This is a genomic window from Paenibacillus sp. CR_12, assembly GCF_041953985.1.
In the GTDB taxonomy this organism is placed as follows: domain Bacteria; phylum Bacillota; class Bacilli; order Paenibacillales; family Paenibacillaceae; genus Paenibacillus_AQ; species Paenibacillus_AQ lautus_A.
The window spans coordinates 843,602-866,528 of the sequence record NZ_JAVFHO010000002.1 but is presented as its reverse complement, the minus strand read 5'-3'; the positions used below and the strand labels follow the sequence as shown (position 1 = coordinate 866,528).

The 22,927-nt window shown below is 52.2% G+C and carries 21 protein-coding genes; 20 read left to right on the top strand and 1 reads right to left on the bottom strand.

The window, feature by feature from the left end:
* Window positions 1–2: 2 nt before the first annotated feature.
* Window positions 3–797 carry an SDR family NAD(P)-dependent oxidoreductase gene (locus RB297_RS07575; protein ID WP_192571448.1) on the top strand — a complete coding sequence of 265 codons (795 nt, stop codon included), beginning with the start codon at window positions 3–5 and terminating at the stop codon, window positions 795–797.
* A 33-nt stretch (window positions 798–830) separates the two neighbouring features.
* Here the strand turns inward: RB297_RS07575 and RB297_RS07570 are convergent, their stop codons facing one another.
* The gene (locus RB297_RS07570) at window positions 831–1,697 is read right to left on the bottom strand and encodes a helix-turn-helix transcriptional regulator (protein ID WP_375120166.1); all 867 of its coding nucleotides are present in this window, start codon (window positions 1,695–1,697) and stop codon (window positions 831–833) included.
* Window positions 1,698–1,887: 190 nt separating this feature from the next.
* On the opposite strand from RB297_RS07570, the gene RB297_RS07565 reads away from it, so the two are divergent.
* The 19 genes from RB297_RS07565 (at window position 1,888) to RB297_RS07475 (ending at window position 22,886) form a co-directional block, all read left to right on the top strand.
* Window positions 1,888–3,768 (top strand): beta-L-arabinofuranosidase domain-containing protein, encoded by a 1,881-nt coding sequence (locus tag RB297_RS07565; protein ID WP_375120165.1) that lies wholly within the window; start codon window positions 1,888–1,890, stop codon window positions 3,766–3,768.
* Between the two features lie 523 nt (window positions 3,769–4,291).
* A complete protein-coding gene (locus RB297_RS07560; protein WP_213579043.1) occupies window positions 4,292–4,684 on the top strand; it encodes a sigma-70 family RNA polymerase sigma factor family protein in 393 nt (130 codons plus the stop codon).
* The gene (locus RB297_RS07555) at window positions 4,681–5,403 is read left to right on the top strand and encodes a VOC family protein (RefSeq protein WP_375120164.1); all 723 of its coding nucleotides are present in this window, start codon (window positions 4,681–4,683) and stop codon (window positions 5,401–5,403) included. The genes RB297_RS07560 and RB297_RS07555 overlap by 4 nt, the downstream gene beginning before the upstream one ends.
* A 98-nt stretch (window positions 5,404–5,501) precedes the next feature.
* Entirely contained in the window at window positions 5,502–5,825 is a 324-nt protein-coding gene (locus RB297_RS07550; protein ID WP_375120582.1) for a DUF6220 domain-containing protein, read from the top strand.
* A gap of 239 nt (window positions 5,826–6,064) precedes the next feature.
* A complete protein-coding gene (locus tag RB297_RS07545; protein ID WP_375120163.1) occupies window positions 6,065–6,415 on the top strand; it encodes a VOC family protein in 351 nt (116 codons plus the stop codon).
* Between the two features lie 178 nt (window positions 6,416–6,593).
* Window positions 6,594–6,842: a transcriptional regulator gene (locus RB297_RS07540; RefSeq protein WP_096774600.1), complete on the top strand. Its 249-nt coding sequence runs from the start codon at window positions 6,594–6,596 to the stop codon at window positions 6,840–6,842.
* A gap of 244 nt (window positions 6,843–7,086) precedes the next feature.
* Window positions 7,087–7,650, top strand: a complete 564-nt coding sequence (locus RB297_RS07535; protein WP_096774262.1) for a histidine phosphatase family protein — start codon at window positions 7,087–7,089, stop codon at window positions 7,648–7,650.
* An 82-nt stretch (window positions 7,651–7,732) separates the two neighbouring features.
* Window positions 7,733–8,563, top strand: coding sequence for a phosphotransferase family protein (locus RB297_RS07530; protein ID WP_375120162.1), 831 nt, complete (start codon window positions 7,733–7,735; stop codon window positions 8,561–8,563).
* Between the two features lie 162 nt (window positions 8,564–8,725).
* Window positions 8,726–9,448, top strand: coding sequence for an SDR family NAD(P)-dependent oxidoreductase (locus tag RB297_RS07525; RefSeq protein ID WP_375120161.1), 723 nt, complete (start codon window positions 8,726–8,728; stop codon window positions 9,446–9,448).
* Between the two features lie 27 nt (window positions 9,449–9,475).
* Window positions 9,476–10,108, top strand: coding sequence for a ThuA domain-containing protein (locus RB297_RS07520; RefSeq protein WP_375120160.1), 633 nt, complete (start codon window positions 9,476–9,478; stop codon window positions 10,106–10,108).
* A gap of 233 nt (window positions 10,109–10,341) precedes the next feature.
* On the top strand, window positions 10,342–11,349 hold the full coding sequence (locus tag RB297_RS07515) for a LacI family DNA-binding transcriptional regulator (protein ID WP_096774258.1): 1,008 nt from the start codon (window positions 10,342–10,344) through the stop codon (window positions 11,347–11,349).
* 41 nt (window positions 11,350–11,390) lie between these two features.
* Window positions 11,391–13,187: an L-fucose isomerase gene (locus RB297_RS07510; RefSeq protein ID WP_375120159.1), complete on the top strand. Its 1,797-nt coding sequence runs from the start codon at window positions 11,391–11,393 to the stop codon at window positions 13,185–13,187.
* Between the two features lie 12 nt (window positions 13,188–13,199).
* Entirely contained in the window at window positions 13,200–14,900 is a 1,701-nt protein-coding gene (locus tag RB297_RS07505) for a ribulokinase (RefSeq protein WP_375120158.1), read from the top strand.
* 159 nt (window positions 14,901–15,059) lie between these two features.
* The gene (locus RB297_RS07500) at window positions 15,060–16,169 is read left to right on the top strand and encodes a glycoside hydrolase family 172 protein (RefSeq protein WP_192571460.1); all 1,110 of its coding nucleotides are present in this window, start codon (window positions 15,060–15,062) and stop codon (window positions 16,167–16,169) included.
* A 53-nt stretch (window positions 16,170–16,222) separates the two neighbouring features.
* Window positions 16,223–17,338: a glycoside hydrolase family 183 protein gene (locus tag RB297_RS07495; protein ID WP_375120157.1), complete on the top strand. Its 1,116-nt coding sequence runs from the start codon at window positions 16,223–16,225 to the stop codon at window positions 17,336–17,338.
* A gap of 75 nt (window positions 17,339–17,413) precedes the next feature.
* On the top strand, window positions 17,414–18,814 hold the full coding sequence (locus RB297_RS07490) for an ABC transporter substrate-binding protein (RefSeq protein WP_249732746.1): 1,401 nt from the start codon (window positions 17,414–17,416) through the stop codon (window positions 18,812–18,814).
* A gap of 84 nt (window positions 18,815–18,898) precedes the next feature.
* Complete coding sequence (locus tag RB297_RS07485; protein ID WP_277746240.1) at window positions 18,899–19,786, top strand: carbohydrate ABC transporter permease; 888 nt, start codon at window positions 18,899–18,901, stop codon at window positions 19,784–19,786.
* A gap of 17 nt (window positions 19,787–19,803) precedes the next feature.
* Window positions 19,804–20,631, top strand: a complete 828-nt coding sequence (locus RB297_RS07480) for a carbohydrate ABC transporter permease (protein WP_145037911.1) — start codon at window positions 19,804–19,806, stop codon at window positions 20,629–20,631.
* A 29-nt stretch (window positions 20,632–20,660) separates the two neighbouring features.
* Window positions 20,661–22,886, top strand: a complete 2,226-nt coding sequence (locus RB297_RS07475; protein WP_375120156.1) for a DUF6259 domain-containing protein — start codon at window positions 20,661–20,663, stop codon at window positions 22,884–22,886.
* Window positions 22,887–22,927: the final 41 nt, after the last annotated feature.

The window sequence follows — 22,927 nt, the reverse complement described above, 5'->3', positions numbered from 1 at the left end:
TCATGAACTTGGATTTACAGGGTAAAGTCGCATTGGTCACAGGCTCGACATCGGGCATCGGCAAAGCGATCGCCATGTCGCTGGCAGCCGAAGGAGCGTCGGTCATTATCAATGGAAGACACGAGGATAAGGTGAAGCAGACGATCCATGACATTCGCGCCGTCCATCCGGATGCCGAGCTGCGTTATGCCGTGGCGGATCTCGGAACCGAGGAGGGCTGCCATCAGGTCAGGGAAGCCGCCCCGGTCGTTGATATTCTGATCAACAATTTAGGCATCTTCGAGCCTGCCGAATTTTTCGATATTTCGGATGCGGATTGGTTCAGGTTCTTCGAGACGAATATTATGAGCGGCGTCCGTTTAACCCGACACTATTTGCAGAACATGATCAGCCGCAATGAAGGCCGAATTATTTTTATCGCGAGCGAAGCAGCCGTCATGCCTTCCCAGGAGATGGCGCATTACAGCGCAACGAAGACGATGCAGCTGTCCCTTTCCCGGAGCTTGGCCGAATTGACGACAGGAACCCGCGTCACGGTGAATACCGTTATGCCCGGCTCCACCCTTACGGAAGGCGTCGAAACGATGCTGGATACGCTGTATCCCGATGAGAATCTTACCATCGAAGAAGCCGAACAGCGGTTTATGAAGGAAAATCGGCCGACTTCCATTATTCAGCGGCTGATTCGTCCGGAGGAAATTGCCGATTTCGTCGCCTACCTGAGCAGTCCCAAATCCTCCGCGATCAACGGTTCGGCACTCCGGATTGACGGGGGCTTGGTACGAAGCGTATTCTGAGCAAGCCCATGGCCTAACGCATTCGATGGCATGCTATCGGGATGAACGGTACTTTAGCCTGAAAGAGTTGGGTTTAAACCCGGTATAACGAACAAAGCAGCGAATGAAATACGGAAACGAGCCGAACCCGGATTCCTCGGCTATGCGTCCGATCGGCTCGTTGGTGTGGATCAGCAAACGTTTTGCTTGCTCGATCCGATGCCGCGTCAGAAACTCCAGGGGCGTGCAGCCGAACGTTTTTTTCATGCAAATGGAAATATAATTCTGGTGAAAGTGCATGGCATCGGACAATTGCTGGTAGCTGACCGGCTCTTTGTAATGTGCTCTTAAATAGTTGGCCGTTCGTTCGGCAATGGCATAATGAGGATGCATCTGCTGGATTCCTTCTTCTTCGGCTTGGAACAGCAGCAGCAGCTCATGCATCAGCTGCTGCTGTTTCCAGCGTGCCGCGGAAGATGGCGATTGATGAAGCAGCTGCAGCTGTTCAATCAGACGTGCGGCCTGCTCTTTCGAAGACAGTTCTCCGTACTTGGGAATATAGAAAGAGAAATTATCGAACTGCACATAAGGGTGATCCGATTGCGATAAGGCAAACGGGATCCGTTCTTCCGCTTCAACCCACGGTGCGACCGTCTGAAAATGCAGCCAATAAAAATGGGTTTCCTCCTGACAGGGCAGGTACGTACGGTGTGCGGCATCGGGTCTTAGAATCAGGTGATACCCTGCCTTTATGCTGTAAGATACTCCGTTCTCTTCCAGGAATAACTCCCCTCTGGTCACGAGAATCAGATCAAAGACACCGATGTTATACCGATCCGGATGTCGATCTCCCTCCTGGTAGGTATCTTCTCCGCAAATCATATAATGCGGCAATGGCGGAGCCGTAAACTGGAAAATCATCTCCGGCCGGTCCTCCTTCTCCAACTAGCTTTTCTTCATGATAATCGTTTTGTTGCTCCGGATTCAATCCATCATGATGTTGTAATCGGATAAAAAGATGTTGTTTCTGTGTATAGGGAAACGCCGGTTGAGATGATATATTTCTACCTGAGTAAGCACCTATAAGACAGAACAAGGAGCGTGGAAGTCGATGCTGCATCAGACGGCTTTTAATAGTTTGCCGCTTAGAGCGATTAAGCCGGCCGGCTGGCTTAAGGATCAGCTGGAGATTCAAGCAAGCGGGTTTACGGGACATCTGGAGGAACAGTGGAAGGACGTCGGAGCAGACAACGGATGGCTTGGCGGCCAGGGAGAGAGCTGGGAGCGGGGACCTTATTATGTCGACGGTTTGCTTCCTTTAGCTTATTTGCTGGAGGACGAGTCTTTGATCGCTAAAGCGAATCGATGGGTCGAGTGGTCGCTTGCCAGCCAGCAGGAGAACGGCATGTTCGGTCCGGCGCGCATCACCTCCGTGAATCAGGATATCGATAAGGATCAGGATTGGTGGCATTACATGATCATGCTGAAAGTGATGATGCAGCATGAGGAAGCAACGGGCGACGAACGCATCATTCCGTTTCTGACCAAGTTCTTTACTTACGTCCATTCGGTCATCGAGGAACAGCCGCTGCGGGGCTGGGCCAAAACCAGGGGGGCCGAGATGCTGCTGTGCATCGTGTGGCTGCATAAACGAACGGCGCAGCCTTTCCTGCTGCGGCTTGCGGATACGATCGCGGAACAAACCACGGACTGGAGCGGTATTTTTCATGATTTTCCGTTCTGGCGCAAGGTTGAAGAGTGGGATTGGACAACCCATGTCGTGAACGTGGCGATGGGCATCAAAACGCCGGGCGTGCTGTATGAATTACACGGAAATCCCGTGGAGCGGGAAAGCGTACACCGGGGCATCGATTCCTTGATGACGTACCACGGGCAAGCGCACGGCATGTTCTCGGGAGACGAGTGGTTGTCCGGCACGCATCCGAGCCAAGGGGTTGAATTGTGTGCCGTCGTCGAGTATATGTTTTCGATGGAGCAGCTGACGCGCATTTTCGGGGAGGGACGCTTCGGGGATATTTTGGAGAAGATCGCGTTTAATGCGCTGCCTGCCGCCATCTCTGCGGACTGGACCTCACATCAGTATGATCAGCAGGTCAACCAAATGATCTGCAACGTCGCTCCGCGGGCTTGGAGCAACAGTCCCGATGCCAACGTATTCGGTCTGGAGCCGAATTTCGGGTGCTGCACGGCCAATATGCATCAGGGCTGGCCCAAGCTGGCCTCGCACCTGTGGATGAAGGACCAGGAGGACGGGTTAGTTGCCGTTTCCTATGCTCCCTGCACGGTTAGAACAACGGTCGGCCGCCAGGGCGTGTCCGCTGAGATTGCGGTCACCGGCGAATATCCATTCAAGGATCGCATTCAAATCCATCTGTCGCTTGAACGCGCGGAATCATTCCGGATATCGCTGCGCATCCCGGCCTGGTGCGACCATCCCGTCATTACCTTGAACGGGCGCGAAATGACAATTCAGGCAGAGTCCGGTTATGCCGAGATCGTGCAGACCTGGCAGAATGGCGATCTGCTGGAACTGTACCTGCCTATGGAAGTGAAGACCGATTCACGCAGCATGTACGCAACCAGCATTACAAGAGGACCGCTGGTGTACGTGCTGCCCGTGAAGGAGAACTGGCAGATGATCCGGCAGCGTGAGATGTTCCACGATTGGGAGCTCTATCCTGCTTCCCCATGGAAATACGGACTGATGGCCGATACGTCGTTCGAGGTGCTGGAGCGGGAGGTGGTCCGTCAACCGTTCCTGGCTGCCGATGCGCCTGTACGGGTGAAGGTGAAGGGCCAGCTGATCCGGGATTGGAAAATGGAAGGCAACAACGCCGGAAACCCACCGCTGCATCCGAACACGGACGGCCAGCCCGTTACGGAATTGGAGTTGGTTCCGTACGGAAGCGCGAAGCTTCGGATCGGAGAATTCCCTCTGATCGGGGATCGGACCAGAATCGCTAAGAATTAAGCAGGTATGTTAACACATTCGAAAACCGCGGATATCGCGGTTTTTTTGTTGTACGGACCTATGGTCCAAATCACCAAAAGGAATGAGCAGAAATATTGCGATTACCTCTGAAAGATGTCGCAACCCTTGTTCGTAGTGCATGAAGAATGCGAACAAGCGGTAAGCACCGCAGGTATTCATGAATGCGGGATATGTATCCATTGCGGGCCGGGCCAATATTTAGCCTTTACAGCCAGCGCGGAGAATCGAATCAAGATAGACGACCATTGTGGGCTGCACTATACGGGCTATTTTTAGATCGCTGTTTTCATTTTGTCACATAATCGGCCTCCTTCCTGTCTTGTTTAATGACAACGCATGAAGGAGGTTTCTTCGATGGATTGCAAAGCATGATGTGGCCATTGTGGGTGGAGGTATTGCCGGACTGACCGCAGCTCTTTATTTAGCAAGAGGAGGAAAACGCGCCGGCGTATCGCTGGCGTGTACTATTTGAAGAAAGGCTGGGGGAGCCCTGATCGAGGAGATGTGTTCGGAAGCACGTCGGCTCGGCGTAGTCTTGATTACAGGCAGGAAAGTCAATGCTGTTGAGCATGGTAACGGGAGTGCAGCGAGTTCGAATCCTGACGCCGTCCATTATACAGATGGAGGCGGCAAAGCGCCGGCCGCGAAGCAGCCCGTCGTCGGAGCGACGCGAGTCATTCCGTTTTTTATGCAATGGATGGATTGGTTCGGGCGTCCCGACAGCCATTATTCCTATATCATCACTACGGTCAACGGAAGCCCGGGAATCGTCATGATGATCGGCGGACGCGTTGCTTACGTTTACTCGTTTGAGGCTTCGAACAGTCGGATTCGTTCCATTTATACAGTTGCAAATCCTGACAAACTCAAATATCTGGAGGAGGTAGTGAGATGAGAATCATCGAATTGGAACTGAGAACCGCCCGGTTAGCCGAACTGAAGGAGTTCTACACAGAAAGACTTGGATTTGCTCTAGCAGATATCACGGAACATTCCATCACGATCGTTGCCGGTGAAACGAGGTTGACTTTCGTTCGCGAGGAGGAGGAAGGGGTACGGCCGTCCTACCATTTAGCAATGAACATCCCCGAGAACCAAATTCGCGAAGCGAAAAGCTGGCTCCTGGCCAAAGGCTGTCAGGTGCTTTCCGCTGCACCGCTTCCGTTCGCTGGAATCCAGGCAAACGAAGATATCGCCTATTTCGAAGGAACGGATGCGCATGCCTTCTATTTCGAGGATCCTTCGGGGAATCTGGTGGAGTTCATCGCGCGGCATCGAATGGATAATGCCTTATCAGAGCCTTTCGATCATGAATCCATTCTGAATGTCAGCGAGATCGGCTTTCCGCTCCGCGGAAGCGTATCCGAGGCCGTTCAGCGCCTAGATTCTCGATTTGACGTCACGCGTTATATCGGGGACGGAAAGACGTTTCAGATGCTCGGTGACGAGTACGGAATGTTCATCCTGGGGGATATGGCCACCGGCTGGTATCCTTCGATGAAGATTCCGGAAGTTCATCCTATCGGAATGACGATTCTCGATTCCAAAGAAGGGGAGATTCAGTTGGATCCGTACCCATACACCATTCGTGCGGTGTCCGAAAGGTTAGTCTAAGGGAGGAATTAACGATGGAAGTACAATAAATAACCGCTACCCGCTCTTCGCTGCCGGCTGCCGCTCAATATGCGCGGCTAGGTTTTAGTATATTGAACGTGCTTTTTGCGATCTGCATCGCGTTACAGGTGTTCTTGGCTGGATTCGCGCTGTTCGTGGATTCGTCTCAATGGGGGATGCATGGTAATTTCGCCATGTACTTCGCGCCTATCCCCGTATTGTTGTTTATATTGTCTTTTCCGGCGAGACTGCCCAAGGGCATGAAAGTTAAGAGTTTGGTGCTGATCGGCCTAATCCTTTTGATCTTCGCGACGGCTGTCTTTTCGGAAAAAATCGGATTTGCGGCAGCGGCACATCCCGTCATCTCGCTGGGCTTATTCTTGAACGCGTTGTTGATTATGAGGGAGATGACGAAAGGATAGATGAGAGAAAGAAGCCTATAGATTTGCCATAAACAATGGTAAAGCAAAAGCTGGAAAACACGAAGTCACGTATATATACCTGTTTCCCAATCGTCTTTATGAATAGTGTGAAAACGAATTTATATATAATTGTATAAAAGTAAAACTATGGTATTCTGAGAGTATAAGGATGGGGTTGTTCCTCGAACGGGACCATTGTTGAGTAAAAATTTGATATCAAAACTTTAGGAGGATGAAAAATGAAGGTCAAACGAATTGTTACAAATGTTGCGACGCAGGACATTTCCAAAGCTTCGTATTTTTACGGGGAAGTACTTGGACTTGATCAACTAATGGATATGGGATTTATTGCAACATACGGTTCGCACGAGAAAATGGGCACCCAGGTTAGTTTCCTATCAGAGGGAGGCTCCGGAGCACCTGTGCCTGATCTGTCGATTGAGGTTGATGATCTTGATGAAGCGATAACTCGGATAAAAGAAGCAGGAATTCCAATTGAGTATGGACCAACCGAGGAGCCCTGGGGGGTTCGGCGTTTTTTTGTTAGGGACCCATTCGGGAAACTTATCAATATTCTTATCCATCTTTAAATAATAAATGGAGCAAATCGTTGCATGGGCAGCGATAGCCCGGCAATGGAACTCGTCCAACCTATGGGGCAGACGTATGGAGAACTTCATCGTTACGGGCCCCTTTATGAAGTATATTCATGCTGGCAACGGACGACGCTTAAGGTTAAGTAAATCTTATGTGGGAGGTCATAATTTCTTGAAATTTGAACTAGGACGTTGCTTACTGAATGAACGATTGGTGGAATCCGGGAAGTCAGCGGAATGGTTGGCAAAAGACTTGCTTATTAAACCGGAACGAGTATACGACTTTATTGAGAACAAAAGAGTGATGCCACTCAAAATTGCCGTATCGATCGCCGATTCCATCGGTTGTGACGTTCGTGCCTTATATGAATTAATTCCGCACCATAATGAAGCAAAGGGAGATTCGCGGAATAATGGGTAGGCTGCACTAAGGCTACAAATGTGATTCATTGATCTAAGTTCACGGTAATCGATGGCTCTGTCAAAATAAGAAGGCAGCTGATCATTTGTGATCGGCTGCCTTTTTTAAACTCTCCGCAATTCATGAACCGGTTAGATAAGCATTTAGCTATATTTCACTGCACCTAGCATTAAGTTAACGGGCAGGATTACTCAATAAAATCATAGAATACCTAATATGGGATTTGATCTTAGGAGGGCGGAAAATGGAATTCACATTTATTCGGCACGGTCATGGAGAACATCTCAACGATTATCCGAATCGGTTAAATACGCCCCATCCTCGTCTTACAGAGTACGGCAAATTTCAAGTAACGCAGCTACGAAATGAAATTAAAATGGATCCTGATGATTTAGTTCTTGTAAGTCCCACTAAACGTACAATTGAGACGGCAATGATTATAAAAAATGGCATGGACTTCATTATTTCTCCATTGGTTGGTCCGAGAATGTTTCCTCAGAACCCCGAACTTCCTTTTTTAGCTTGCGATCACATCCTTTCTAAAACGGAAATTACCCATCTGTATGGAGATATTGAAATTCTTGATTTCAATTTGGATTGCTGGAAAGAAGGGATCAATAGGATCGAACAAGATATTTTCGAACGATATGCTGCGCGGTTGTTAGAGTGGATCGGGGAAAGTTATAAAAAAATATTCTTTATTTCACATGATGGTACGATAACGAATTATCGGATATTGCTTGGAGAAAAAGGATTGACCAGGAAAGATTTTCTCGGGGAGGCTGGGGTATACCGAATGAACTTGTAAGCTGTTGGACACTAAGCGCTAAGCTAACATCCCTTGAAAGGCTGTGATGAACATCGGAAACCCATTGCGGGAAATCAATTGGGTGGAGAAAAGCAATACCCTTGAAGTTTTGCTCGAGCATGAAGGTTCATTTCATACCGTCTCCTTGGATTCGGGGCTGGAGGCAGAGGTAATGAAAATCGCCGCGCCAACGGCAGACTACGTACTGAAAGTGTGGAACAAAGCGTCCAAGCCGAATGTACACGCTCAATATCAGATTTTGAATGCTTTATTCACGCATGGATGTTCGGTCTCTGAGCCCGTGGGCTGGGGAACGGACCGAAATGGCGATTCAACATTGCTGACCAGTTATGACGGAACGCCCGTGCAAACGGTCGATCAGCGTAAACTAACGAAGCTGGTGAAAATTTTAGCGGATATACATAAGCTCCCGCTTGAAGATTTTATTGGTGATCGGTTACCCCGATATGAGTTCATCGATTATTTCTTTCCTCGCATCGAGAACCACCCCGATGTCCGAATTCTTCTGGAAGAGCTTCTTCAGCGTGCGGATATGAAACAGTCATGTTTGATCCATGGCGATTACCACCTGGGCAATATTCTTGAGACCAAAGACAAGCTGACGGTGATCGATTGGACAAATGCTCAACGGGGGGATCCCAGATATGATGTTGCTTGGTCGATTATCGTAATGTGGGTATTTGCAAGCGAAAAGCAAGCCGCCATCTATCGTACCGCATGTTGTGCCGAGTATCGTTACGAAGAACAAGAGCTTGAATTGTTTGAAGCCATAGCCTGTTTAAGAGGAATCATGCTGTTTAAGGCGAATGATGTACCTATCGGTCATCGTACCATCTCAAGGTTTAGGTCCATATTGTCGAAAAACGAATATTTAAACGACCAATTGCTCTAAAGCACTCCTAGATGAATATCACGCAGAAATGTGCAGCAGTATCAGGTTATGCTTAAACGTTTGCTAAAGAGCATTAGAAGAGATTACGCAGGAATGGCATTTGGGGAAACTCCCGTATGTCGGTTGCACCGCATTTAATGGATAAAGGAGAGTTGATGCCCATTGGAAACAATCGCTTGCGTCACGGGAGCCGATCGGGGTTTAGGATTGAGCTTGGCGAAATGGCTTCTTGAAAACGGATACACCGTGTTTGCCGGACGCTATATGGAGGATTGGGACGCCCTGGATCGATTGCTGGAGGATTATCCGGACCAGCTGGAACTGATTCCGCTTGATATCGGCGACAATGCCAGCGTGCAGCAGGCAGCCAAGCTGATCCGGGATAAGGCGCCGCATCTGGATCTGCTCATAAACAATGCCGGCATCACGAAACGGTCCGATCTGGCGAACATTCAGGGCGAACTGGATTTTGCCGACATGGCCCAAATCTACAACGTCAATACCCTCGGACCTCTTCGGGTAAGTCATGCACTTATCGATCTGCTGCTCCAAGGAAACAACAAGCTCGTGGTCAATATCTCTTCCGAAGCCGGCAGCGTCAGCAGAAATAAACGCAAGGAGATGTACGGCTACTGTATGTCGAAATCCGCGCTCAATATGCAATCCTCGATACTGCATCAGCATCTGTCAGCCAATGGAGGACAGGTCATGGTGTTCTATCCCGGGTGGCTGCAATCCTACATGAGCGGCGAACTGAATCAAGAAGCGGCCGTGCCGCCGGACGTGTCTGCCGATCGCATCATGAAACTTGTGATGGACCATAAGGCATACGCTGGCGAACAGCCGATTTTTCTGGATTATGAAGGACAAGTGTGGCCCTGGTGAAAGGGCGGGAGAGGAGACTGCAAATCTATGAAAGCCATTGCGCTGGGACAATACGAGGGAGCGAAATATCATCCGTTTACGCAGATTGACCGCGAACTGCAAACCATTTTCGAACCTGCGATGGACGTGGAATGCACGGATGATTACGCCGTACTGCAAAAGGATAAGCTGGAGGGATATGATCTGTTCATATCGTACGCAGAGTTTTCGGATGGGGAGTTACCTGAAGAGCAGGTACAAGCGCTCATATCCTATGTGCGCAACGGCGGGGGGCTCTTAGTTATCCACAACGGCATCTCGCTGCAGCGGAGCACGGAGCTTGAAAAGTTAATCGGCGGGCGATTTACGGGACATCCGGCATATACGTCGCTGCCCGTTCGATATCAATCGGGGAGCCATCCGATCGTGGAGAGCTTAACCGATTTTACGATCGATGAAGAACCCTACCGGTTCGAATTGAGTCCGCATGAAACAACGGTTGTCTTTGCGGAATACGAGCATGACGGCCAGCGCTGGCCTGCGGCGTGGGCACATCACTGCGGCTCCGGTCGGGTGGTATATCTGATGCCAGGTCATCATTTGCCGTCTTTTCGGATAGAATCCGTGCGTCATCTGATTCGGGAGAGCGGACTGTGGGCTGCCCGGAAGTGCGTAGACTAGAAAATCGGCACTCATCATAGGCATTCTATCACCGCTCTCGAAGGCGGTGATTTTTAATTTGCGCGGAATAGTTCCTGGTGCCAAACGCCTTCGTTCCGTCCGGATTTGTATTTGAGGAAAATTTTAAAAAGAGGGTTGACAGCAGCATGTCCCTTCTTGTACTCTGTGTATGTAATCGTTTACGTAATCGATTACATACTGGAATCAGGATGATATTTTGAGGTGAACGATGATTGGCAAAAGCAACGATTAAACAAGTAGCAGCGGCAGCAGAAGTATCAACGGCAACCGTTTCAAGAGTGCTTAACAACAGCGATTACGTAAGCGATGAAATTAAAGAGCGGGTGATGGCGGCCGTGAACCGGTTGAATTATCGTCCAAGCGCCATCGCACGAAGCCTGAAGCAGGACCGCACGTACATGATCGGCGTGATCGTGCCCGATATTTCAAATCCCTATTTCATGGGCATATCCCGAGGCATTGAGGATATTGTAGGTAAAGAGGGCTTTCAGTTAATATTTTGCAGCTCGGACGAAAACCCGGAGAAGGAGAGGCGATTGCTAAAGCTTCTGCAGGAAAAGCGCGTGGACGCCGTCGTATTGGCAACGTCGGGCGGGAACGACCCGGCGATCAAGCAGATCGCGGATTCCAACATGCCGATCGTGCTTGTGGACAGGAAGCTGGACTCGCCGGAAACAGGATCGATGCTCGATCTGGTAGCCGAGGACAATACCGAGGGAGCCTCGCGTCTAACCCGGAAGCTGCTGGAGGAAGGACATACGGCTATCGGCGTAGTTAACGGGCCAACGAGATCAAGCACGGGGAGGGAACGTCTCGAAGGCGTCATGAACGCGATGAAGGCATTTGGGCTGAACGAGGGCCCCCTGGTGTATAACGGAGATTTTTCCACGGAGGACGGAATCCGGGCAGTTCAGCAATTTCTGAACGCGGAACGCAGGCCAACCGCCATCATTTCCCTGAATAACCGCATGAGCCTGGGCGTCCTGCTCGAGATTGTGCGCAGCGGCCTGAAAATTCCTGCCGACATGGCAGTTGCTTCTTTCGGCGAGGTGGAAGCCGGACCTTTACTCAAGGAATCGGGACTCTACTACATGGAGCAGCATCCCTACGATATGGGAATCAAGGCCGGAGAAATCCTTCTAAGCCGAATACGGGAAGAAGCCCGGCAGGATCCACCGGCTTATGAAATATACAGCAATGAAGTCAAACAGTTGAACTGATCGTACATGCCGCCGCTCTAAAAACAGAGAGGATGATGGAGATGCATAATCAATCAAACATCTGCAATCGATTGCAGAACGAATTGCCTAAAATCGGCATTCGCCCTATCGTGGATGGCCGGCGGGGTGGTATCCGGGAATCGTTAGAGGATGTCACCATGGATATGGCGAAACGAACCGCTCGCTTGCTCACCGAACGGCTAAGGCACAGCAACGGGCTTCCAGTGGAATGCGTGATTGCCGACACCTGTATCGGAGGGGTAGCTGAGGCCGCACGAACCGAAGAGAAATTTGCCAGGGAGAATGTAGGTCTTACCATTTCGGTGACACCATCCTGGTGCTATCCGACGGAAACGATGGATACCCACCCGACCAGGCCAAAAGCAATTTGGGGTTTCAACGGGACGGAACGTCCCGGGGCCGTATATCTGGCGGCGGCGCTGGGAGCGCATAATCAGAAGGGTCTGCCGGCCTTCTCCATCTATGGACGCGATGTACAGGATATCGGGGATACCGAAATAACGGCGGATGTTCAGGAGAAGCTTCTGCAATTTGCCAAGGCAGGCCTTGCCGTAGCGACGATGAAGGGGACATCCTACTTATCGATGGGCACCGTATCCATGGGCATCGCGGGCTGCATCGTCGACGAAAACTTTTTTCAGAGGTATCTGGGGATGCGCAACGAATATGTGGATATGACCGAATTCGTACGGCGGATCGAGCTGGAAATTTACGATCACGACGAATATGAGCGGGCACTGGCCTGGATTAAACAGAATTGCAAGCCGGGAACGGACGTCAATCCGGAGCATTTAAAGCGGTCCGAAGAACAGAAGGAACAGGATTGGAAAACCGTCGCGAAGATGGCGCTGATTGCACGCGATTTGATGGTGGGCAATCCGAAGCTGGCGGCCATGGGATATGGAGAAGAAGCGCTCGGCCGACATGCACTGGCTGCAGGATTCCAGGGACAGCGTGCCTGGACGGATTACTTCCCGACGGGGGATTTCATGGAGGCGATATTGAATTCCTCTTTTGATTGGAACGGTCTGAGGGAGCCGTATATCGTCGCAACGGAGAATGACAATCTGAATGGAATCACGATGCTGTTCGGTCATCTCCTGACGAATGCGGCCCAGGTGTTTGCAGACGTTCGTACATATTGGAGTCCGGATGCCGTGAAGCGAGTGACGGGATACGAGCTGGAGGGCATTGCGGCCAACGGCGTGATCCACCTGATCAATTCAGGACCGGCAGCACTAGACGGAACGGGAAGGCAATCGAAAGACGGCAAGCCGGCCATGAAGCCGTTCTGGGATATCACGCAGGAGGAAGTTCAGGATTGTCTGGATGCAGTCAAGTGGTGTCCGGCTATTGATTTCTTCCGCGGCGGGGGATTCTCCACGGACTTCACGACCCGGGGAGGCATGCCGGCAACGATCGCCAGAATCAATATGGTCGCGGGTGTCGGACCGGTCCTTCACATCGCGGAGGGAATAACCGTGGAGCTCCCGGAGGCCGTGCACGATGTATTGGACCAGCGAAGCGACCCCACTTGGCCGACGACCTGGTTCGTCCCGAACCTTACCGGCGAGGGACTGTTCAAGGATGTTTACACCGTTATGAGTAATTGGGGATCCAACCATGCCGCCATGAGTTACGGCCATATCGGCGGAGATTTGATTACTTTGGCGTCGATGCTCCGCATTCCGGTATGCATGCACAACGTGCCGGAGGAGCGGATCTTCCGGCCAAGCGCTTGGACCGCTTTCGGCGGGCTGGAGCCGGTTTCTGCCGATTACCGGGCATGCGCGTCTTATGGTCCTTTGTACAAATAGGAGGCAGATGATATGAAGCAGTTATACACCATCGGGGTTGATTTCGGTACGGAATCGGGCAGGGCCCTGCTTGTCGATATCACGACGGGCCAGGAAGTAGCGACGCATGTGACGCCTTACGCGCATGGAGTCATGGACGAGGTGCTGGTCCATTCGGGTTTGAAGCTGGAGCCGGATTGGGCGCTGCAGCATCCGGAGGATTACTTGGAGGTTCTTAGGCAATCGATCCCCCGCGTGCTGTCGGATGCAGCGATATCGGCTGATCAAGTCATCGGCATTGGCATCGATTTTACGGCATGTACGATGATGCCGCTGGATGCAGGCGGGACCCCGCTCTGTATGACGGAGGAATGGAGGGACCATCCGCACAGCTGGGTGAAGCTGTGGAAGCATCATGCGGCGCAGGAAGAAGCGAACCTGATCAATGCAGCCGCAGCTTCGCGGGGCGAGAAATTTCTTGCGCGTTATGGAGGAAAGCTGTCCTCCGAGTGGATGCTTGCAAAGTGTTTGCAGATTCTGAGGGAAGCTCCCGAATTATATGAACGGTCCGTGTTGTTCATGGAAGCTGCCGATTGGGTGGTCATGCAATTGACCGGCCAGCTCGCGCGAAGCAGCTGCACCGCCGGTTATAAAGCCAATTGGCATAAACGGGAGGGTTATCCGTCCAAGGCGTTCCTGCATTCGCTCGATCCAAGGTTCGGAAATCTCGTCGAGACGAAGCTGAGAGGAGCGATCAAGCCCCTGGGTTCGAAAGCAGGCGGATTAACCGAAAGTATGGCGGCGATGACGGGGCTTCTGCCGGGAACCGCGGTAGCCGTAGCCAACATCGATGCCCATGCGATGGTACCGGCCGTCAGCGTCGTAACCCCGGGAAAGCTGGTACTCGCTATGGGAACCTCTACTTGTCACTTGATTTTAAGCGACAAAGAAGTGACCGGCGAAGGCATTTGCGGCGTCGTCGAGGATGGGATCATTCCCGGTTATTACGGGTATGAGGCAGGACAATCGGCCGTTGGCGATATATTCGCCTGGTATGTGGATGAGGCAGTTCCGGAATACGTTAGGCTTAAGGCTGCAGAAGAGCGGCTTGGCGTTCATGAGTGGCTCGAGAAGGAAGCGGCCCGATACGCGCCTGGACAAAGCGGACTGCTTGCCCTGGACTGGTGGAACGGAAGCCGTTCCGTGCTGATGGATGCCGATCTAAGCGGCGTCATGCTTGGTTTCACCTTGCAGACCAAGCCGGAGGAGATTTATCGGGCCCTGCTCGAAGCCACAGCCTTTGGTACCCGGGCTATTATCGAGGCGTTTACCGATAGCGGCATTGAAGTTCAGGAGCTTTATGCTTGCGGCGGATTGCCGCAGCGCAACCGGCTGCTGATGCAGATTTATGCCGACGTTACCGGCAAAGAGATCAAGATCGCGGATACCGTGCAGACGGCCGCTTTTGGCGCAGCCATGTTCGGTGCGGTTGCGGCAGGCAAAGATCAGGGAGGATATGGCAGCATCGTGGAAGCTTCGGAGGCGATGGCCCGCGTTCGGGAAGAAACATTCAAGCCGATTGAAGCTAACGTCCGAATGTATGACCTGTTATACAAGGAGTATAAAGGACTTCATGATTATTTGGGCAGGGACGAAAATGGGGTGTTGAAACGGCTGAAAGCGTTAAGAAGCAGTTTTAACTCTGAAGGATCAACGGATTCGGCCCGAGGATAGACAACGGGTTATGACTCACATAAGGAATGCAGGCTGTCGTGTTGGTAGCATGGCCTGCATTCCTTAACCACCCATTCTGCAATCGATGTCACATTGTTGGCAAATCGTTTTAAGAAGCGCTTTTTACCAACGCCATCAACTTATAAGGAGCGATCATCCATGGACAATCAAACAGCGTTATTTTCACTCAGCCGCAAGCGATCCGGAAAAAGAAAAAGGGAATCCAGCTACGACCGTTCGGGAGGGAATAAGGATTACTTCTCCATCCAGCCGGGCGACCTGACCGAAATTTGTAGCATTCCGGGAGCGGGTGCCATCACCCATATTTGGATGACCATGGCGACCGACGCCCCTGCCGAGGAATTGTATCTGCCGCGCAAAGTCGTACTCCGCATGTACTGGGACCAGGAGACCGAGCCCAGCGTGGAAGCGCCGATTGGCGATTTTTTCGGAATGGGGCACGGCCTCACCAAAAATTATACGTCAGCGGCGTTGATGATGAGTCCCGAGGACGGCAAAGCATTCAACAGCTTTTTTCGCATGCCGTATGGGAATGGCGCTCGTATAACGATCGAGAGCGAAGCGGAGCATCCGATTAAATTTTATTTCTATGTGGACTATGAATCGTACGATAAGCTGCCCGAGGAGGAGCTGCGATTCCATGCCCAGTGGCACCGGGAAAATCCGACCGACGGGATCGCGGATCACGGGGTGGATAACGCTTTCTACGAATTCGGCGGCAAGAATACGACGGGCAGCGGCAACTATGTCATTTTGGACGCGGTTGGGAAGGGCCATTACATCGGCTGTAACTTCAATGTCCATAACCTCCGCGATACGCGGGAATGGAACTGGTACGGCGAAGGAGACGACATGATTTTCATCGATGGGGAGCCATGGCCTCCGACTCTGCACGGCACGGGCATGGAGGATTATTTCAATACGGCCTGGTGTCCGCAGCAGGAGGTGTGCACCCCGTATCATGGCATCATTATGGGCGGCGGCCCGAACTGGAGCGGAAAAATCTCCACGTACCGGTATCATATCCTGGATCCGATCATGTTCGATAGCAGCATCAAGGTCACGATCGAGCACGGTCATAACAATCATCGGAGCGACGATATTTCCTCGACGGCGTACTGGTACCAGGCGGAACCCCATCGTTCTTTCCCGAAGCTGCCAAAGGTGGATAAACGCTTGCCAATGCCGGATACGAAGCCGCTCAATCCTGCAAGTTTGAATCAGATATTCGGTCATAACAATCCCTGATGTTCACGGGTGGAATATAGGAATCCACAATCAGATCGAAAGGGGAGATGAGCTTGAAATGGAAAAATGCCCTCTTCGCAGGCATGATTTTGCTGTTATGCGGCTGCGCGGGGGGCAGCAAGGTGAATCCTCTGCTTGATGCGACAGACAAAAGCTTTTTATTAAAAGGCATGACCGGCGTGGAGCAGGTTTCGCAATTAACCGGGGAATCCTCCCCCAATCGTACCGATCAATACGCCGTGTACGGCACCGATCTGGGTTCCATGATGAATGACGGGGAACGAACTTACTTCGTGTTCGGGGATACGTTCGGCGAGAGGGCGCTTGATCAGACAGGCGGAGGGGGAAGCTATTGGCGCTCCAATACGATAGCCTATACAACGGACGCTCATCCGGCTGACGGTATCGCATTCGAGGGAATGATCACGGATGAATTCGGTACGGCGAAGGAACTGCTGCCTTCCGCCAAAATCGATTACGAAGAAATGACGAAAATTCCGACCCATGGCATTGCGGCAGGCGGCGCCTTGTATTTGCACTACATGTCGGTCAACCATTGGGGCGATCCGGGGAAGTGGGACGCTAATTACAGCAGCGTGGCCAAATCGACCGATAACGGTGAAACCTGGGAGCTGCAGGACCGGCTCCGTTGGCCGGGAGACAGCAATTTCATCCAGGTTAGCCCCTATAAGGTGGAGAATGAAGCAGGCGGTTCGGATATTTATTTTTGGGGGATTCCTTCGGGCCGCTTTGGCGGCGTTCAGCTTATGAAGGTGGGCGAGGAGCACATCGAGAATATGTCCGAGTACCGATATTACAGCGGATCGAACGATGACGGCAGTCCCAGGTGGAGCGCGGATATGAAGGATGCCAGGTATGTGGTGGATGACACCGTCGGCGAGCTGTCCGTAGTGTGGAATTCTTATCTGGAACGCTGGCTGATGACCTATTTGAAGGAAGGCCAAGGGGTTGTCATACGTGAAGGCATGACGCCTTGGGGGCCTTGGGGCGAGCCCCTGGATTTGGTCCGAGCCGAGGATTATCCGGGACTATACGGGCCCTATATGAACGATCGGTATACGGAGAATGACGGGCAGACGATCTATTTCACATTGTCTTTATGGGATCCCTACAATGTTTTCTGGTTTAAGGCTTCGCTCGAAAAGTGAGGCGCGGATTCCAAGAATGATCGGTTTAAATGCGGACCAGCGTTTAAATAGTTTGATCCATTATAAGGAGGGTTCATGATGCAGAAAAAAACCATCGGCTTCAAATCCTGGCCTGTTCTGTTCTCCGTTGTTCTTGTTCTGGCGATGCTCGTTACGGGCTGCGGCGGACGATCTGGCGGTCCCGGAGGAGGAGCTTTAAGCAATCCACCGGAAAATGAAAGCGCAAACAACGGGAATGAAGCCAGCGGCAAGGTTGTGATCGATTTCTGGGCGCAAAAATTCGAGGATACCACCGATGCCTGGTTCAAGAAATGGGTCGGCGAGTTCAATAAATCCCAGAGCGAGGTTGAAGTGAAGCTGACCATCGTTCCGGCCGACGCCTGGGACCAGAAGATGAAAGCAGCGCAGGCCGCAGGCAAGGCACCGGACATCCGAACGATCAACTACGGCAATGTGGCCAATGCGGCAAAAACGGGTCAACTGATGGCCCTGAACGATTTAATGGAGCCTTCAGCCTTCGATGATTTGTACGACAACATGAAGGACTTCGTATCCGTTAACGGTCAGTACTATGCATATCCGAAGCTGGTTGAGCCGTCTGCCGTGATGTTCTATCGGAAGGATATGTTCCAGGAAGCCGGGCTTGACCCCAATCAGCCGCCGAAAACATGGGCTGAGCTTCTGGATGCGGCCCAGAAGCTGACCAAGAAAGGCGTGTTCGGCTTATCGATTGCGCAAACTGCGCCGGATCTGGGCTGGTCGAGCTGGGGACTGCAGTATAACGGGGCAGGTCATCTGGCGGTTACGGAGGACTGGTCCCAAGCGGACGTGAACAATGACGGTTACAAGGCCGTTTTGGACTTTTACCAAAAAGCGTACCAGTCCGGCGTCATGCCGAAGCAGGCGTTGGCCGGATATGCGGACATCAAGCCTTTCGGCGAAGGCAAGATCGCCATCCAGATTTGCGGTTCCTGGGCGATCGGTCAGCTTCGTAACACCTATAAAGACATGGTGGATAAGGTAGGGATTGCGCCGATGGCATCGATGGACGGCGATTTGACGAAGCCGACGGCAACGCTCGGCGGCTGGTCGCTGGCGGTGGACGGCAAATCCGAGCATCCGCAGGAATCGGCCGATTTCATCTCCTATTTGCTCGCAGGCGACCCGAACATCATGATCGATTTTTTCAAGACGTCCCAGTTCTCCAAGTTCTCCCCGCGCAAATCCGTGGACGAAGCGATGAAATCCGATCCGGATGCATCCAAGGATGAATGGCGTGCACTCGTATCCGAGCGGATCATTCCGCATTCGCAGGCTGAGCCGGTTTATCCGTGGGACATCAGCTTCGCGCTCGCCACGTCCATCGAGTCCGCCATGAAGGGTACTTCGGTGGATAAGGCGCTGGCGAAGGCAGAGAAAGACATTAACGATTTCATCGCGAAGAATAAGCTTGCCGGTACGAATCCGAAAAAATAGTGTTGGCAGCCGTCCGGAAATCCGGTTTTCGAAATGTTATTTTCGGATGGCTGCTTCATCCTTGGCCAATGGTGGTGACGCTACATGTTCAAGAAAAATTATCGGCAGGACAACGGCGTGGCTTACATGCTGCTCGCTCCCATCGTCATCCTGCTGACCGTCTTTGTCATCATTCCGTTCTTCTATGCACTGCGGGTGAGCTTCTATAATTGGAGTTTCTATCAGGATTCCACCTTTGTGGGCTTGCAGAATTTCTATATGGTGCTGACCGATGACCTCTTTCTCCAATCCATCTGGGTAGGGCTTAAGTTCGCGCTGATGGTCGTTCCGACGATGCTGATTCTCTCGTTTCTATTCGCGAACATCATTAAGAATCTGGGCTCCGGTTTCGCAAGCGTTGTTAAGACTTCCGTCTACATTCCCACCATTATTTCCGGAATCGTGGCGTCGGTCATCTTTGTCTTCATCTTCGATTATGCCGGAGGCCTGGCCAATTACATCATCGGGCTGTTCGGATCGGAGCCGAAAGCCTGGCTTGCCGACGTGGCAACGGCGCTGCCGAGCATCGCGGCTCCAGCCGTGTGGCTGGGCTTCGGACTCACGACGCTCATCATGCTGGCAGGCCTCCACGATATCCCAAAAAGTTACTATGAGGCTGCCGAACTCGAGGGGGCGGGCATCTTCGTTCGCATGTGGTACATCACGATTCCGCTCATGCGCAATGTGATCCTGTATCTGCTCGTAACCGGATTTACGGCGCAAATCTCCCAGTTCGAGCTGTCCCTCGTCATGACGGGCGGCGGCCCGCTCAGCGAGACCACGACGCCGAACCTCTACATCCTGAACCACTTCCGAAACGACGTCATGGTCGGGAACTCCATCGCGGCATCGCTGCTGTTGTTTGTGGTCCTTGGCAGTATTTCGGCCATTATCTTCAGAGTACTGAATTCGGAAAAAGCGATCGACGGATAAGAAGGCAGGAGGATAACATGATGAAATCGTTAAACGGTGTCCAAAAAACATTGATGACGCTCTTGACCGGACTGGTGACGATCATGGCGCTGTTCCCGCTGCTCTGGGTCATCATTGCCGGTTTCAAAGATAAGGCGGAGGTGCTTGCAACGCCGTTCCGTTTCTTCCCGAAGAAATGGATGGTTCAGAATTACACGGATATTCTGAGCGACGCGACCTTCATTCAATCGATGCTGGTCACATTCGGGGGCGCCGTTCTCTTCGCGGCGCTGAGCTTGGCCGTGAACGCCACCGCGGCTTACGTCTTCGCCAGGCTGGAATTCAGGTTCAAGACGATGCTGTGGGTTTATGTCATCGTCACCATGTTCATTCCAGGCATGGCCATTCTGCTGACCTCCTTCATTGTGGTGAATGAGATGGGAATGCTCGATACGCTGGCGGTGCTCGTATTGCCCGGCATTGCTTCCGCGGGTCATATGTTCTTCATCCGCCAATTCTACTTGAATATTCCGATGGCGCTTGAAGAGGCGGCGCTGATTGACGGAGCAGGAAGGATCAAGATTTTTACGCATATCTTCATTCCAATGTCGTTTCCGGTCTTCGTCATCGTGGGCATAGGCTCCTATTTGGCCTATTGGAACTCCTTCGTATGGCCGACGATGACGATCACCAACCCGGAGCTCTTTCAAATCATGCAATATTTATACACCTTCCGTTCCGAACGGGCAACCGAAATGGGCATGCTGATGGCCGGATCGGCGCTTTCCTGCCTGCCGACCATTATCTTGTTCCTCTTCTTCCAGAAGCACATCATTTCAGGAATCAAAATCTCCGGTTTGAAGTAACATTCTAAGCCAACAGGTGGAGGTGGGACATGATTATACTTGAGAACAGGCATATCCGGCTGGAAATCAGCGAGATTGACGGCACGGTTCGAGGCATTCGCGATAACGTTAGAGGAATCGGGCTTATCGCGGATACGGGCACGGCGGATCCATTTCGCTTGGAGACGGACGCGGGTTTCAGCAGCTCCTTTCAGAACTTCGGATGGAGCAGGGAAAATACGGAAGACGGGACAGATCAGGTTCAGTTGAGCTGGGACACGCAGCAAGGTATGATCGTCACGGCTTCCGTAAAGCTCGCAGAAGAAGCGGATTGCATTGAATTCCGATGCGCAGCAGAGAACCATTCGGGAATCCGATTGCTGAGCCTGGAATATCCGGTTATTCCGAATTTGACCACGATCACGGAGCACGGCGAGGAGGATTATATCGCCCATTCCTTTGCAACCGGCTTTGAGGTCAACAACCCGATGAAGGTATTTGAAACGGACGGAATCGGATTTCGTTTCATGCCGTATCCGGAGAGCTTCTCCGGGGCAACGATGCAGTTTTTTGCCTATTACGGCAAAGACAGGGGCGGGCTGCAACTCGCTGCCCTGGACGGCGAGGGCCATCCGAAATGGCTCAATTTCTTCAAGAACGGGAACGGCTTGCTGGAAGCCTCCGTGATCCATGGCTGCAGTGATATGGGACCCGGCAAGGGGATCAAGCCGCATTATCCGGTGCAAGTGTCGATTCTGTCAGGAAGCGGCTGGTACGAAGCTGCTGACCGGTACAAGTGCTGGGCCGTGCAACAGAAGTGGTGTAGACGCGGCAAGCTTTCGGAGAGGGCTGCGACGGAAGGCAGTCCATGGCTGCATGAGGATATGGGCGCGGCAACCTTCGGTATCAATGCGGGATCGGATCGTACGGCATGGATACAACAATACCACGACAGCATCGGAACGCCGATGCTCCACATCCTGGGCCCCGATTGGACGCATCGGCCGCAAACCTTCGGCAGCGGCGTGCCAGGGGGATATGATGATTGGTTTCCGACCCGCTTCAACCCAGAAAACATCGCTCTGATCCGAAAGCTGGGCCATCGCTTCGCTCCGTTCGAATTCGATTACCTTTATCATTTTGACGGAGCCGACGGAGAGCTTGGCAGAGCTGCCGAGCAGAAGTTTCCCGAGCTGAAAAAAAGCGTGGATGCTTACCGCTTTCCGTTCCTTTGTCCGGCGCATCCGTACACCCACGATTTTCATGTGAGGCGGGATACGGCACTGCAGCAGAGCGATGACATCGATTCGATCTACTACGATATCTCCGCCAACAACATTCTGAAGATCTGCATGGATGACAGCCACGGTCATCCGGTCGGAGCCGGCAGCATCATTGAGGAGGCTTACCGGCGGAACTTTGCCGATACGAAGGCGGCCATGTGCGAAACAGCCGGACGCTATATCCCCATGGGTACCGAGATGATGAATGAAACGATGCTGGATCTGATCGACTACTATCAAGCCCGGGCAGGGGGGCAGCCGGCGGCGCCGCTCGAAGGATGGCCGATCCGGGAGCTGCTTAAAACTGGTGCGGCCTATCTCATCCCGATGTTTACTTACGTATATCACGAGTACGGCGCGCTGAGATTGGACGGCTGGGGCAAGCTGACCGAGGAAATCGGAGAGCTTTACTATTTTACGGTAGCACGCACGTATCTCTGGGGCGGCCTGTACGAATTGAATTACGAGTACAGTCCGATGGAGGCGCTGGACGGCAACGAAAATACCGCGGAGGAGCATTATTATCCGTTTGAACCGCGCGGGTATGCCTTCTCGGCGAACAGGGCCGATTACTTGGCTCTGTATGCACGGCTGCGAATCGGTGCCGCGAAGCCGTATTGGTCGTATGGCACGATGCTTCGGCCGCTCTCCTTCGACGTTCCTATGACGCCGATGAAGTGGTTTCATTACAACCACGGCAAGGATACGCCGGAATATAACAACTCGGGAGAACTGCTGACAGACGCCGTTATCCACTCGGCATGGCAGAATGATCAAGGGGATGTCGGCTTGTTCTTTGCGAATGTGACCGGCGAGGAGCAGACAATAAGCATCGAGCTCCGTCCGGAAGACTTCGGAAAGACGACCGTGACCGGGCAGCTGTACACGAAAGCGGGAGAGCCGCCCATTGATTGCTCCATGGAACAAGGCGGATTGCGTTTGCTTAAGCTGCCGGCACGAAGCATAGCAATGTTGGAACTGACTTCGCCTTAACTTGGCACAATGACGCGGTTTTCTGAGGCGGAGGATGATAG

What these genes read in the sequence shown, in the direction of transcription:
- RB297_RS07575 (WP_192571448.1), top strand. Translation starts at nt 3, where the DNA reads ATGAACTTGGATTTACAGGGTAAAGTCGCATTGGTCACAGGCTCGACA.
- RB297_RS07570 (WP_375120166.1), bottom strand. Translation starts at nt 1,697, where the DNA reads ATGATTTTCCAGTTTACGGCTCCGCCATTGCCGCATTATATGATTTGC.
- RB297_RS07565 (WP_375120165.1), top strand. Translation starts at nt 1,888, where the DNA reads ATGCTGCATCAGACGGCTTTTAATAGTTTGCCGCTTAGAGCGATTAAG.
- RB297_RS07560 (WP_213579043.1), top strand. Translation starts at nt 4,292, where the DNA reads ATGTGTTCGGAAGCACGTCGGCTCGGCGTAGTCTTGATTACAGGCAGG.
- RB297_RS07555 (WP_375120164.1), top strand. Translation starts at nt 4,681, where the DNA reads ATGAGAATCATCGAATTGGAACTGAGAACCGCCCGGTTAGCCGAACTG.
- RB297_RS07545 (WP_375120163.1), top strand. Translation starts at nt 6,065, where the DNA reads ATGAAGGTCAAACGAATTGTTACAAATGTTGCGACGCAGGACATTTCC.
- RB297_RS07535 (WP_096774262.1), top strand. Translation starts at nt 7,087, where the DNA reads ATGGAATTCACATTTATTCGGCACGGTCATGGAGAACATCTCAACGAT.
- RB297_RS07520 (WP_375120160.1), top strand. Translation starts at nt 9,476, where the DNA reads ATGAAAGCCATTGCGCTGGGACAATACGAGGGAGCGAAATATCATCCG.
- RB297_RS07510 (WP_375120159.1), top strand. Translation starts at nt 11,391, where the DNA reads ATGCATAATCAATCAAACATCTGCAATCGATTGCAGAACGAATTGCCT.
- RB297_RS07505 (WP_375120158.1), top strand. Translation starts at nt 13,200, where the DNA reads ATGAAGCAGTTATACACCATCGGGGTTGATTTCGGTACGGAATCGGGC.
- RB297_RS07500 (WP_192571460.1), top strand. Translation starts at nt 15,060, where the DNA reads ATGGACAATCAAACAGCGTTATTTTCACTCAGCCGCAAGCGATCCGGA.
- RB297_RS07490 (WP_249732746.1), top strand. Translation starts at nt 17,414, where the DNA reads ATGATGCAGAAAAAAACCATCGGCTTCAAATCCTGGCCTGTTCTGTTC.
- RB297_RS07485 (WP_277746240.1), top strand. Translation starts at nt 18,899, where the DNA reads ATGTTCAAGAAAAATTATCGGCAGGACAACGGCGTGGCTTACATGCTG.
- RB297_RS07480 (WP_145037911.1), top strand. Translation starts at nt 19,804, where the DNA reads ATGATGAAATCGTTAAACGGTGTCCAAAAAACATTGATGACGCTCTTG.
- RB297_RS07475 (WP_375120156.1), top strand. Translation starts at nt 20,661, where the DNA reads ATGATTATACTTGAGAACAGGCATATCCGGCTGGAAATCAGCGAGATT.